General features: G+C 65.1%; 13 protein-coding genes. 11 read left to right on the forward strand and 2 right to left on the reverse strand.

All coding sequences use genetic code 11. The features are described 5' to 3' along the window. The first annotated feature begins 101 nt into the window (after positions 1 to 101). From CI41S_RS09720 to CI41S_RS09730, 3 genes are all read left to right on the forward strand, one after another. Positions 102 to 1163 (forward strand): acyltransferase family protein, encoded by a 1062-nt coding sequence (locus CI41S_RS09720; RefSeq protein ID WP_139858746.1) that lies wholly within the window; start codon positions 102 to 104, stop codon positions 1161 to 1163. Between the two features lie 244 nt (positions 1164 to 1407). Next, positions 1408 to 2019: a sigma-70 family RNA polymerase sigma factor gene (locus tag CI41S_RS09725; protein ID WP_139487113.1), complete on the forward strand. Its 612-nt coding sequence runs from the start codon at positions 1408 to 1410 to the stop codon at positions 2017 to 2019. A gap of 173 nt (positions 2020 to 2192) precedes the next feature. After that, positions 2193 to 2387, forward strand: a complete 195-nt coding sequence (locus CI41S_RS09730) for a hypothetical protein (RefSeq protein WP_139487112.1) — start codon at positions 2193 to 2195, stop codon at positions 2385 to 2387. A 119-nt stretch (positions 2388 to 2506) separates the two neighbouring features. On the opposite strand, the gene CI41S_RS09735 is transcribed toward CI41S_RS09730, so the two are convergent. Both CI41S_RS09735 and dctA read right to left on the reverse strand, forming a co-directional pair. Continuing rightward, entirely contained in the window at positions 2507 to 3436 is a 930-nt protein-coding gene (locus CI41S_RS09735) for a LysR substrate-binding domain-containing protein (protein WP_139858747.1), read from the reverse strand. A gap of 24 nt (positions 3437 to 3460) precedes the next feature. After that, positions 3461 to 4777 (reverse strand): C4-dicarboxylate transporter DctA, encoded by a 1317-nt coding sequence (gene dctA / locus CI41S_RS09740; RefSeq protein WP_139858748.1) that lies wholly within the window; start codon positions 4775 to 4777, stop codon positions 3461 to 3463. A gap of 508 nt (positions 4778 to 5285) precedes the next feature. Here dctA and CI41S_RS09745 point away from each other — a divergent pair. From CI41S_RS09745 to CI41S_RS09780, 8 genes are all read left to right on the forward strand, one after another. Next, entirely contained in the window at positions 5286 to 6428 is a 1143-nt protein-coding gene (locus CI41S_RS09745; protein WP_139858749.1) for an FAD-dependent monooxygenase, read from the forward strand. 23 nt (positions 6429 to 6451) lie between these two features. Then, positions 6452 to 6850 (forward strand): carboxymuconolactone decarboxylase family protein, encoded by a 399-nt coding sequence (locus CI41S_RS09750; protein WP_139480218.1) that lies wholly within the window; start codon positions 6452 to 6454, stop codon positions 6848 to 6850. Then, on the forward strand, positions 6840 to 7682 hold the full coding sequence (locus tag CI41S_RS09755; RefSeq protein WP_172626634.1) for an alpha/beta fold hydrolase: 843 nt from the start codon (positions 6840 to 6842) through the stop codon (positions 7680 to 7682). The genes CI41S_RS09750 and CI41S_RS09755 overlap by 11 nt, the downstream gene beginning before the upstream one ends. Before the next feature lie 201 nt (positions 7683 to 7883). Next, complete coding sequence (locus CI41S_RS09760) at positions 7884 to 8579, forward strand: cytochrome c biogenesis CcdA family protein (protein WP_139858750.1); 696 nt, start codon at positions 7884 to 7886, stop codon at positions 8577 to 8579. 16 nt (positions 8580 to 8595) lie between these two features. After that, entirely contained in the window at positions 8596 to 9174 is a 579-nt protein-coding gene (locus CI41S_RS09765; protein WP_139480221.1) for a thioredoxin family protein, read from the forward strand. A 192-nt stretch (positions 9175 to 9366) separates the two neighbouring features. After that, a complete protein-coding gene (locus CI41S_RS09770; RefSeq protein ID WP_139858751.1) occupies positions 9367 to 10773 on the forward strand; it encodes a cytochrome ubiquinol oxidase subunit I in 1407 nt (468 codons plus the stop codon). Further along, the gene (gene cydB / locus CI41S_RS09775) at positions 10770 to 11780 is read left to right on the forward strand and encodes a cytochrome d ubiquinol oxidase subunit II (protein WP_139858752.1); all 1011 of its coding nucleotides are present in this window, start codon (positions 10770 to 10772) and stop codon (positions 11778 to 11780) included. The genes CI41S_RS09770 and cydB overlap by 4 nt, the downstream gene beginning before the upstream one ends. After that, complete coding sequence (locus tag CI41S_RS09780; protein WP_139858753.1) at positions 11780 to 11908, forward strand: DUF2474 domain-containing protein; 129 nt, start codon at positions 11780 to 11782, stop codon at positions 11906 to 11908. Before cydB ends, CI41S_RS09780 begins: the two co-directional genes overlap by 1 nt. The last annotated feature ends 100 nt before the right edge of the window (positions 11909 to 12008 follow it).

The raw sequence follows: 12008 nt of genomic DNA on the forward strand, positions 1-12008 counted from the left end.
GCGGAAAAACCCGGATTGGGCGGCATGTCATTTGTATGAATAAAGGAGAAAGAAACCGGTCGGGCCGATGATGCGCCCGATCCCGCCGAAACGAGACGAACATGACCATGAACGGCACATCCGCTGCGACATCTGGTTCCCTGGGGGCCGGGCGCGTCGACTGGGTCGACTACGCCAAGGGCATTTGCATCATCATGGTGGTGATGATGCATTCGGTGCTGGGGGTCGAGAAGGCCGCCGAGCAGACCGGCTTCATGCATTATGTCGTGATGTTCGCAAAGCCGTTTCGGATGCCGGATTTCTTCCTGATTTCAGGGCTTTTCCTCTCGGTCGTGATCGGCCGCGACTGGCGCACCTATCTCGACCGCAAGGTGATGCACTTCGCCTATTTCTACGTGCTGTGGGTGACGATCCAGTTCGGCTTCAAGGCGCCGTCGCTCGCCGCTGAGGCGGGCTGGGACAAGGTCGGGCTGATGTATCTCGAATCCTTCATCGAGCCGTTCGGCACGCTGTGGTTCATCTATCTGCTGCCGATCTTCTTCGTCGTCACGAAACTGACACGCAACGTTCATCCGCTCATCATCTGGCTGATCGGCGCGGTGCTCGAAATGTCGCATATTGTGACCGGCTGGACCGTGATCGACGAATTCTGCTCCCGCTTCGTCTATTTCTTCACCGGCTACATCGTCGCCGCTTACGTGTTCGCGCTGTCGGACTGCGCCCGCGCGCGGCCTGGTCTCGCACTCGCCGGGCTGGCGGCCTGGGCGCTGGTCAATGGCGGCCTGGTCGGGCTCGACGTCAGCGAATGGCCGATCGTCTCGCTGGCGCTCGGGCTTGCCGGCGCCTGCGCGATCATCGTGACCGGCACGCTATTGGCGCGGGCGCAATGGCTGACCTTCCTCCGTTTCTGCGGCGAGCATTCGATTGTGATCTACCTAGCCTTTTTCCTGCCGATGGCCGCGTCCCGGACGCTGCTGCTGCGATTCGGCGTGATCCACGATATCGGCCTGGTCGCACTGATCGTGACCGCGGTCGGGGTCGCCGGCTCGCTCGTGATCTGGCGGCTGGCGCTGGCGGCACGGGCCAATTTCCTGTTCGAGCGGCCCGCTGCGTTCTGGATTGCCCCGAAGAAAGCGGCGCCCTCACTGCAGGCGGCGGAGTAAGGTCAAACCCTCCAAGACGTTCGAGGCGGATTCGTTCCGACCGGGCCGATTCCGGTCGATCGGATTTTCCACGTATTGAAATAATTGGCCTTTTGCCCCCGAATGTTTCGTCGCAAGGCGACCGACGAAACAAATATCCCGCTCACGAAACCATTTTCCACTTTTCGCGCAGACATCCAGAAACCAGCCGTAACTAACAATTCTCCCAACGAACCGCCGCCCAACGGCGAACTGGGAGCCTGTCATGCCGAACGTCATCGCCATCACCGACGCAGCCAAGAAGCACATTGTCGCTGCCCGCGCGACCTCGGATGAAATGCTGCTCGAGAGTATCGGCAAGAGTGACCGCACGGCGATGCACACGCTCTATGCCCGCCATAACGTCCGGGTCTACCGTTTCGTGCTGCGCATGGTGCGCGACACCACGATGGCCGAGGACCTGGTGAGCCAGGTGTTCCTGGACGTGTGGCGGACCGCGACCCAGTTCGAGGGCCGCTCACAGGTCTCGACCTGGCTGCTGTCGATCGCCCGTTTCAAGGCGCTGACCGCCCTGCGCCAGCGCAAGCACGAGGATATCGACCAGGAAGACGTGCTGGAGATCGCCGATGGCGCCGACACGCCGGAGGCTTCGCTCGACCGCGCCACCACCAGCGAGATCCTGCGCGCCTGCGTCGCCAAACTGTCGCCGGCCCACCGCGAGATCATCAACCTGGTCTACTACCATGAGAAGTCGGTCGAGGAGGCCGGGCTGATCATCGGTATCCCGCAGAGCACGGTGAAGACCCGCATGTTCTATGCCCGCAAGCAGCTCGCCGACCTCCTGAAGGGCGCCGGCGTGGATAGCGTCGCGGCATAAATACAAACAAATTCAATAGATTAGACGAATAAAGGCAATCCAGGCATTTGTCCGCGAAGCCAAATAGGTCCGGCGACGAAACAATTGAAACAATCGACGACATCACCCGGAAAAACGCGACCTCTAGAACCAACACCAACGACGCAACGCCAACCGCCGAACAGGAGAGAGACATGCTGAAGCCTTCCCTTCGCTTCCTCATCGTCCCGATCGGCGCGGTTGCAACCCTGGCCACGCTGTCGAGCCAGCACATCGCCCCCCGCGCCCAGCGCGACGGCATCGTGCCGGTCCGTGAACAGGTGGTGGATTGCAGCGTCAAGCCGTCAACCGAGGTCTGTGTGATCTCATCAGGATCAAGCGGCCACTAACCAGTTTCCACCTGCCTAGTTCCAACCTCCCAAGTACCCTCCAACGACCCGGCCGGGATGCCCCCCAGCCGGGTCGTTCTCTGTTTGGACTCCAAAGCCGAAGCGATCCCGGCCTAGCCTCAGAAGCTCCAGCCCTTGGTGGCGGCCCAATCCAGCATGAACTGCTCGGTCTCGCGCCCGGCGTCGGCCAGCCACGCCGTGAAATCGGCGATCGCCAGCGCGCTCTCATTGTCTGCGAGATAGAACGAGCGGTATTCGCGCTTGCGCAGGCCGAGGTCGCCGAACGGCAGGCAAAGCTGACCCGCCATCAGTTCGTCGATCACCAGGAACAGCGGAAACAGCCCGATGCCGATGCGCTCCAGCGTCGCCTGCAGCGCGAAGAACATCTGCTCGAACCGCAGCGTCTCCTGCTCGGCACTCATCTCGCCGCCGGCTTGGGCGAGCCAGCGCGGCCAATCGTAGGGCTCCGTCAGGTAGGTGATCAGCGTGTGATGCCGCAGGTCCGCCGGGCTTGCGAGCTGCCCGCGCGTCAGCAGGTCGACATGGCACACCGGCGCGATCAGCTCGGTCATGAAGTGCTGCGACATCCAGCCGACCGGCTCGCCGACATTGCCGCGGATCGCAACGTCGAACGAGCGGTCGTTGACATTCAGCGGCCCGATCGAGGTCAGCAGCCGCAGTTCGACATCGGGACGCATGCGCTGGAACGAGGAGATGCGGCGGATCAGCCAGCGCATCGCGAAGGTCGGCGGCGCACTGACGCGCAGCACCGACGGCGAGCCGTATTGCTTCATGTCCATCGAGGCCAGCGCCAGGCGATCGAGAATCGCCGTGACCTCGCGATAGTAGATCTGCCCGGCGGCGGTCAGCGTCAGCTGCGAGGGCGCGCGGCGGAACAGCTTGACGCCGAACCAATCCTCCAGAAGCGCGACCTGGCGGCTGACCGCGCCGTGGGTGACGAGCAGCTCTTCAGCGGCCTTGGTGAAGCTCACATGCCGCGCCGCCGCCTCGAATGTCCGCACCGCGTTGAGCGGTGGCAACTTTCTCATGGTCGTGTCGCGTCTCCGGAGGGATCACGAGGATAGCGTGGCGGCGTCCGGATTGTCGAGGGCGCGAACGAACTGCGCGCGGTCGAGGTCGCCTTCCCAGCGCGACACCACCACGGTCGCGACCGCCGTGCCGATGAAATTGGTCAACGCACGCGCTTCCGACATGAAGCGGTCGATGCCGAGCAGCAGCGCGATGCTCGCCACCGGAACATGGCCGATCGAGCCCAATGTCGCGGCAAGCACGATGAAGCCGCTGCCGGGGATGGCGGCGGCGCCCTTCGACGTCAGCAGGCAGACCACGACGAGACCGATCTGCTGCACCAGCGACATCGGCGTGTCGGTGGCCTGGGCGAGAAACACGGCGGCCATGGTCAGATAGATGCAGGTGCCGTCGAGATTGAAGGTGTAGCCGGTCGGGATCACCAGGCCGACGGTCGATTCCGCGCAGCCGGCGGCCTTCATCTTGTCGATGAAGCGCGGCATCACCGATTCCGAGCCGGACAGGCCGAGCACCAGCAGCAGTTCTTCCCTGAGATAGCGGATCAGCTTGAAGATGCTGAAGCCGGCGAGGCGCGATACGATGCCGAGCCCGACGATGATGAACAGCAGGCAGGTGAGATAGAACACCAGCATGAAGTGCGACAGCACGAGGATCGAGCCGGCGCCGTACTTGCCGATGGTGAAGGCCATGGCACCGAATGCGCCGATCGGCGCGATCCGCATGATCATGCCGATCAGGATGAACAGGATCTTCGACAGCCTCTCGATCGCCTGCAGCACCGGCTTGCCGTTCTCGCCGAAGCGTTGCAGGGCGATGCCGAACAGCACCGCGAAGAACAGCACCTGCAGCGTGTCGCCGCTGGTGAACGCGCCGCCCACCGTCGACGGAATCACGTTCATCAGGAAGCCGACCACGGACTGGTCGTGCGACTGGGTCACGTAGGAGGCGACGAGACGTGAATCGAGCGAAGCCGGCGAGACGTGCATGCCGACGCCGGGACGCGTCAGATTGATCACGACAAGCCCGAGGATCAGCGCCGCCGTGGTCGCGACCTCGAAGTAGATCACGGTTTTGAGGCCGATGCGGCCGGCCTTGCGCATGTCACCGAGGCTGGCAATGCCATGCACCACGGTGAGGAAGACGATCGGCGCGATCGCCATCTTGATCATCTTGATCAGCGCGTCGCCGAGCGGCTTCAGCGCCGCGCCGACATCCGGCCAGAGGTAGCCGACCAGCGCCCCCAGCGCGATGCCGATCAGCACCTGGACGTAAAGCCGCGCGTGCCATGGCGCTGCGACCGCGTCGAGACGGGTGGCGCCGTCATTGGTAATGGTGGACATGGGCGTCGATCCTCGGATGTCTTGATGTTGGCCGCGCGTTAGACATCATCGGCAGACGCCGATGCGGCAGCGCCGGAACGTTGGCGGGCGATCGCGCCAGGCGCAAACGAGTTATGCTCAGGCAGCGTGACCTCAGCTCACAGGCCGGCAAGGGCAGATTGAGCTGGCGCGACATCGGAGGTTCACCTCTCCCTTGGGAGAGGTCGGCGCGCAGCGCCGGGTGAGGGGTGACGGTCTCTCGTTGGAGCTGCGGCCCCTCACCCGATTTGCTTGCGCAAATCGACCTCTCCCCGTCGGGGAGAGGTGGACCGAGCCCGCGGTCAAACCGATTCAACCTAGGTTCATCTAGCGCTAGCCCAGCGCCCGCACGCGGGATCCGCCCGCTCCGGCCGGCGGCGTGAGCCTACGTCACGCTCCGTCAGCATTACTCGTTTGCGGCCGCTGCGGGCTTTGACCGACAAAGGTGCAGGAGCCGGCGGTGAGGCGGCACAAACGACGAGGAACGACAATGAGCAGACTTTCGGTGGCGGTGATCGGCGCCGGCATGGGCGGACTGGCCTCCGCCGCGGCGCTGAGCCGCGCAGGAATCGATGTGACGGTGTACGAACAGGCCCAGCGCTTCACCCGGCTCGGCGCCGGGATCCAGATCGGCTGCAACGCCATGAAGGTGATGCGGGCGTGGGATCTCGAGCCGGTACTGCGCCGCGAGGCGTTCTACCCGCGCTCCTGGAACAACAAGGAGTACGACAGCGGCGAGGTGCGCTTCGACATGGTGTTCGGGCCCGCCGCCGAGGAGCGCTATGGCGCGCCGTATCTGCTGGGGCATCGCGGCGATCTGCATGCGGCGCTCGCCAGCGCCGTGCCGCAAAATCACATCCGGCTCGATCACAAGCTGATTTCGATCGAACAGCGCGCCGACCGTTCGGTGGCGCTGATATTCGCCAACGGCCACACCGCGACTGTGGACGCGGTGGTCGCCGCCGACGGCGTGCATTCCTTCGTCAAGGAGCGGCTGTTCGGCCGCGACGAGCCGAACTTCACCGGCCGCATCGCCTACCGCACGGTGTTTCCGGCGTCGTTGCTCAACGGCTATCCGATCGACGACTGCACCAAATGGTGGGGGCCGGATCGCCACATCGTGATCTATTACGTCAAGCCTGACCGTAGCGAAGTCTATTTCGTCACTAGCCAGCCGGAGCCGGGCTTCACCGTGGAATCCTGGTCGGCGACCGGCGACATCAGCGAATTGCGCAAGGCGTTCGAAGGCTTCCACCCGCAGGTCCGCAAGGTGCTCGAAGCCTGCCCCTCGGTGCACAAATGGGCGCTGGTCGACCGCGATCCGCTGCCGCGCTGGGGCGAGGGCAACATCACGCTGCTCGGCGACGCCTGCCATCCGATGACGCCCTACATGGCGCAGGGCGCGGCGATGGCGATCGAGGATGCGGCGGTGCTGTCGCGCTGCCTGACCGGCGTCGATCGCGACGGCGTCTCCGACGCCTTCAAACGCTTCGAGGCCACGCGCAAGCCGCGGACCTCGCGCGTGCAGGCGAGCTCGCGGACCAACACCTGGCTCAAGAACCCGACCGATCCGGACTGGGTCTACGGCTACGACGCCTGGACCACGCCGCTGGCTGAGCCTGCGCTGGCGTGAACGCAATTCAACAGGAGAAGAAAATGACCGACGCAAACTCCCGCGGCGAGAAATTCGAGCGCGGCCTGCAGACCCGCCGCACCGTGCTCGGCGAGGCCTATGTCGAGCGATCGCTGAAGGCCGCCGACAGCTTCAACTGGCCGATCCAGAAGCTCGCGACGGAATATTGCTGGGACGAGATCTGGAATCGTCCGGACCTCGACAAGCGCAGCCGCAGCCTGCTCAACCTCGGCATGATCGCGGCGCTCAACCGGCCGCACGAGCTCAAGGTCCATATCCGCGGCGCGCTCAACAATGGGCTGAGCAAGGCCGAGCTGCGCGAGGTGTTCCTGCAGGTCGCGGTCTATTGCGGCATGCCCGCCGGGCTCGACAGTTTTCGGATCGCCAAGGACGTGTTCGCGGAGATGGGCCTTGTCGACTGAACCGGCCCCGATCGTAACCGCGGCATGGCAGGGCTTTGTCCGGCACGACGTGCCGGGCAAGGACGGGCGGCTCAGCCTGCGCATCGGCGGACCGGAAGGCGGCGCGCCGGTGCTGCTCTGCCATTCGATCCTGACCAGCAGCGCGATCTGGCATCGCCAGGCGATCGCGCTCGCCGCCCGCGGTTTTCGCGTGCTCGCACTCGACAGCCGCGGCCACGGACAATCCGAGGCGCCGCGTGGCCCCTACACAATGGACGATCTGGTGGCGGATGCGGTCGCGGCGCTCGATCATCTCGGCATCGCGCGAGCTCACGTGATCGGCGTCTCCCAGGGCGGCATGACGGCGTTCGGCCTCGGCGTGCGCCATCCTGACCGGATCCTCAGCCTTTGCGTGATCGCCGCGCGGGCCGATGCGCCGCCGCCCTTCGCCGCCGCATGGGACGACCGCATCGCACTGGTGCGCGAGCGGGGGATTGTGCCGCTGGCGGCGCCCACCGCCGACCGCTGGTGCGGACGCGCCTTCCTCGAGGCGCATCCGGAGATCGCCACCGCACTGCTCGGCTGTATCGGCGAGACCGATCCCGAAGGCTTCATCGGCTGTGCCCGCGCGATCCAGGGCCTCGCCTATCTCGATGGCGTGAAACGGCTGACGCTGCCGGTGACGATGATCGTGGGCGCGCTCGACCAGCTGCTGGTGGCGCCGACGACGGAGCTCGCGGCGGTACTTGGCTGCCGCCTGACGGTCATTCCGGACGCCGGCCATTTGCCGCAGCTGCACCGACCGGCGGAGGTCGACGCCGAGATCGAACGGCACCTGCGCGAGGTGGCCTGATCTGCACCCCGGTCCAGGGACGCGGCCGGACGGGCCGCTGCCCCGACAGCTCCGGTTCGCGTGAAGTCGGCCGCGGCTCGTTTCACACAGACGTGACGCCGCGCGCGATCCGCTTGCGGTAACGCCCCATCCATCCCCGCGAAGAACATCATGCATCCCGACGCGGCCGTTTGGCGCGGCGGGACCTCTGATGGATGGACGATGCTGAGCCTTGCCCTTGCCCTGCTTGCCGGCGTCGCCACCGTCGCCGCTCCTTGCACCCTGCCGATGCTGCCGATTCTGCTCGGGGTATCGATAGGACAGACCCGCAAGGCGCGGCCCGCGATGATCGCGCTCGGCTTCGTGATGTCATTCTCCATCGTGGCATTGCTGCTGAGCGCGATCACGCGCGCCTTCGATTTCGATCCGAACGTGCTGCGGACCGGCGCGGCCGTGCTGCTCGCCGGCTTCGGCCTTTTGATGATCTGGCCGGCGCCGTTCGAATGGCTGTCGGTCCGGCTCTCCGGCGCCGCCGGCGGCGTCGGCAACGCCGTGCCGTCGCAAAGCCTGTTCGGCGGCTTCGTGCTCGGCTCAACGCTCGGCCTGGTGTGGACGCCCTGCGCGGGTCCGGTGCTCGGCTCGATCCTGGCCATCGTCGCGACCTCGAAGGATACCGCCTGGGCCAGCCTGCAGCTCGTCACCTACGCGGTCGGCGCAGCGATCCCGATGCTGGCGATCGCCTATGGCGGCCAGGCCGTCACCACCCGCGTGCGCAGCATCGCGCAGATCGCACCGCGCCTGCAGCAAGGCTTTGGCGTCGTGATCATCGCCTTCGCGGCGCTGTCCTACCTGCAATACGACACGCTGATCGTGGCGTGGCTCACCCAGTTCTATCCCAATGGCCAGATCGGCCTGTGACCAAGAGGAGATATCGATGCCCCTGCGCCTGGTTGCTGTATCCGCCCTCGTTGCCGCCCTTGGCGTCGGCGGCGCCGTCATTCCCGGCCTCTGCGCGGAGTCCGATGCGCCGGCACAGCCGGTGCCTGTCGCGGCGACCATGGTGGCCGAGCAGGCCCAGACCGCGCCCGAGTTCGTCGGCATCAACAACTGGTTCAATTCGCCGCCGCTGAAGCTCGCCGATCTCCGCGGCAAGGTCGTGCTGGTGGACTTCTGGACCTATGGCTGCGTCAACTGCGTCAACACGCTGCCGCATGTGACCAAGCTTTATTCAAAGTACCGCGATCGCGGCCTGGTCGTGGTCGGCGTCCACACCCCGGAATTCCCGTTCGAGCATTCCGCCTCCAACGTGCAGGCGGCGCTGAAGCGGCACGGCATCCTCTATCCGGTGGCGCAGGACAACAACTCGCAGACCTGGAACGCCTATCGCAACCAGTATTGGCCGGCGCAGTACATCATCGACCAGAACGGCAAGATCGTCTTCCAGCATGCCGGCGAAGGCCAGTACGACGAGATCGACCGCACCGTCGCCAGGCTGCTCAGCGCCAACAGCTAGGCTCATTCCCGGCGCGAGGCGAACATCGGCTCGCGCGGAGAAGACGCGTCAAAACAAGGCACTAGGGTTGCTTCTGACTTGATCAGAACAGCAGCCGCGGGCAAAGGACGGCAGCCCTAGACAATCCGCCCCGTATTGCCATCACATCTGGCGTGGTAGGGTCCACGCCAGAGCAGTGATGGATGGTGCGTGATGTTCGAAGGCTGGGATGCGGTCGTACTCGCCCGAGCGCAATTTGCTTTCACGATGTCGTTCCACATCGTGTTTCCCGCATTCTCGATCGGGCTTGCGAGCTATCTCGCGGTGCTGGAAGCGCTGTGGCTGATCACAAAGCGCGAGGTCTTCATCAACCTGTTCAATTACTGGCTGAAGATCTTCGCGGTCGCGTTCGGCATGGGCGTGGTGTCGGGCATCGTGATGTCCTACCAGTTCGGCACCAACTGGTCGGCTTTCGCCGACAAGACCGGCCCGGTGATCGGCCCGTTGATGGCCTATGAGGTGCTGACCGCATTCTTCCTCGAGGCGGGCTTCCTCGGGGTGATGCTGTTCGGGCTCGAGCGCGTCGGCCCAAGGCTGCACTTCTTCGCGACGTTGATGGTCGCGATCGGCACGCTGATCTCGGCGTTCTGGATCCTGTCGGCCAATTCCTGGATGCAGACGCCGACCGGCCATGCCGTCAACGAGCACGGCCAGTTCGTCGCCGCAGACTGGCTGAAATTGATCTTCAATCCGTCGTTCCCGTTCCGCCTCGTGCACATGGTGCTGGCGGCGTATCTCACGACGTCGCTGGTGGTCGGCGCGGTCGGCGCCTGGCATCTGCTGCGCGACCCGCATCTCGCAGGTCCCCGCGTGATGTTCTCGATGGCGATGTGGATGGCGACCCTGGTGGCGCCGATCCAGATCCTCGCCGGCGACCAGCACGGCCTCAACACGCTGGAGCATCAGCCGGTCAAGGTGATGGCGATGGAAGGCCACTTTCAGAGCCACAAGGACGGTGCGCCGCTGATCCTGTTCGGCTGGCCCGACGAAAAAGACGCCAAGGTGAAATACGCGATCGAGATCCCGAAACTCTCGTCGCTGATCCTGAAGCATTCGCTTGACGCGCCGCTCGGCGGCCTCGACTCGGTGCCGCGTGAAAACTGGCCGCCGGTGCCGATCACCTTCTGGGCGTTCCGCGTCATGGTCGGGCTCGGCTTTCTGATATTGGGCCTCGGCCTGTTCAGCTTGCTGATGCGCGTGCGCGGAAAACTGTATGAGTCGCGGCTGCTGCACATGTGCGCGGTGACGATGGGGCCGGCCGGCTTCATGGCGGTGCTCGCCGGCTGGATCACCACCGAGACCGGGCGCCAGCCCTTCACCGTGTATGGGCTGTTGCGGACGGTCGATTCCGCCTCGCCGCTGGCCGCGCCTGCGGTCGGCTCCTCGCTGATCGCCTTCATCATCGTCTATTTCGCCGTGTTCACCGCGGGCGTGATCTACCTGCTGCGGCTGATGGCGCAGCCGCCGCATCAGGGTGAGCGGGGCCCGACGTCCGATTTGCCGGCGCGCGCCGCCGGCATTACGCCGGCCGCAGGCGCAGCTCCGGAGGGTGCGCGATGAGCATCGGTATCGACCTCGCCATGATCTGGGCGTTCATCATCGCCTTTGCCGTGTTCGTCTATGTCGTGATGGACGGCTTCGACCTCGGCCTCGGCATCCTGTTTCCGCTATTTCCGCAGAAGGCCGACCGCGACGTCATCATGAACACGGTGGCGCCGGTGTGGGACGGCAACGAAACCTGGCTGGTGCTCGGCGGCGGCGGCATGATGGCGGCGTTTCCGCTGGCCTATGCGGTGCTGATGCCGGCGCTCTACACCCCGATGATGGCGATGCTGCTCGGCCTCGTGTTCCGCGGCGTCGCCTTCGAATTCCGCTGGCGCACCCAGAAGGCGCGCAACAAATGGGACCTCGCCTTTGCCGGCGGCTCGCTGGTTGCGACGCTGGCGCAGGGCATCGCGCTCGGCGCTATCCTGCAGGGCATCCATGTCGACGGACGCCACTATGCCGGCGGCTGGTGGGACTGGCTGACGCCGTTCAGCATCCTGACCGGCATCGCGCTGGTGATCGGCTACGCCCTGCTCGGGGCGACCTGGCTGGTGATGAAGACCGAGGGCGAACTGCGCGACCGCGCCTACCAGCTGAGCTGGGTGCTGCTGATCGCGATGCTCGGCGCGATCGGCGCCGTCAGCATCGCGACGCCGTTCCTTGCCGTGCAATACACCCAGCGCTGGTTCAGCTGGCCGAACATCATCCTGACCGCGCCGGTGCCGATCGCGGTCGCCGCGGTCACCGCGCTGCTGCTGCGCGCGCTCGCCAACAGATTCGACCTGCAGCCGTTCTTCCTGGTGCTGGTGCTGTTTGCGCTGTCCTATGCCGGGCTCGGCATCAGCATGTATCCGTACATCGTGCCACAGAGCATCACGATCTGGGAGGCGGCGGCGCCGCACAACAGCCAGGTGTTCATGCTGGTCGGGGTCTCGATCCTGATTCCGCTGATCCTCGGCTACACCGCCTGGGCCTATTGGGTGTTTCGCGGCAAGGTGCGGCCCGGACACGGGTACCATTGATGCGCTCCGAGCCCAAGCTGCGGCCGCTCGGCCAGCGCCTGCTGTGGTTCGTGACGCTGTGGCTCGGCGGCGTCGGCACCGTGGCCCTGATCTCGTTTGCGCTGCGACTCTGGATCGCGCCGAAATGAGTCGGCCGGCGCCGTGCGCACCCGCGCCCTCGACAAAAAACGGAAGCATTACAGCGGTATACCGGCTGTGCTCGCCCTAAACTTGCCATCAAGCCGTCCC

Source organism: Bradyrhizobium ivorense, from assembly GCF_900696085.1.
Classification (GTDB): Bacteria; Pseudomonadota; Alphaproteobacteria; order Rhizobiales; family Xanthobacteraceae; genus Bradyrhizobium; species Bradyrhizobium ivorense.

Excerpts from the sequence above, each read along its gene's own strand:
- CI41S_RS09720 (WP_139858746.1), top strand. The coding sequence starts at position 102 with ATGACCATGAACGGCACATCCGCTGCGACATCTGGTTCCCTGGGGGCC.
- CI41S_RS09725 (WP_139487113.1), top strand. The coding sequence starts at position 1,408 with ATGCCGAACGTCATCGCCATCACCGACGCAGCCAAGAAGCACATTGTC.
- CI41S_RS09730 (WP_139487112.1), top strand. The coding sequence starts at position 2,193 with ATGCTGAAGCCTTCCCTTCGCTTCCTCATCGTCCCGATCGGCGCGGTT.
- CI41S_RS09735 (WP_139858747.1), bottom strand. The coding sequence starts at position 3,436 with ATGAGAAAGTTGCCACCGCTCAACGCGGTGCGGACATTCGAGGCGGCG.
- dctA (WP_139858748.1), bottom strand. The coding sequence starts at position 4,777 with ATGTCCACCATTACCAATGACGGCGCCACCCGTCTCGACGCGGTCGCA.
- CI41S_RS09745 (WP_139858749.1), top strand. The coding sequence starts at position 5,286 with ATGAGCAGACTTTCGGTGGCGGTGATCGGCGCCGGCATGGGCGGACTG.
- CI41S_RS09750 (WP_139480218.1), top strand. The coding sequence starts at position 6,452 with ATGACCGACGCAAACTCCCGCGGCGAGAAATTCGAGCGCGGCCTGCAG.
- CI41S_RS09760 (WP_139858750.1), top strand. The coding sequence starts at position 7,884 with ATGCTGAGCCTTGCCCTTGCCCTGCTTGCCGGCGTCGCCACCGTCGCC.
- CI41S_RS09765 (WP_139480221.1), top strand. The coding sequence starts at position 8,596 with ATGCCCCTGCGCCTGGTTGCTGTATCCGCCCTCGTTGCCGCCCTTGGC.
- CI41S_RS09770 (WP_139858751.1), top strand. The coding sequence starts at position 9,367 with ATGTTCGAAGGCTGGGATGCGGTCGTACTCGCCCGAGCGCAATTTGCT.
- cydB (WP_139858752.1), top strand. The coding sequence starts at position 10,770 with ATGAGCATCGGTATCGACCTCGCCATGATCTGGGCGTTCATCATCGCC.
- CI41S_RS09780 (WP_139858753.1), top strand. The coding sequence starts at position 11,780 with ATGCGCTCCGAGCCCAAGCTGCGGCCGCTCGGCCAGCGCCTGCTGTGG.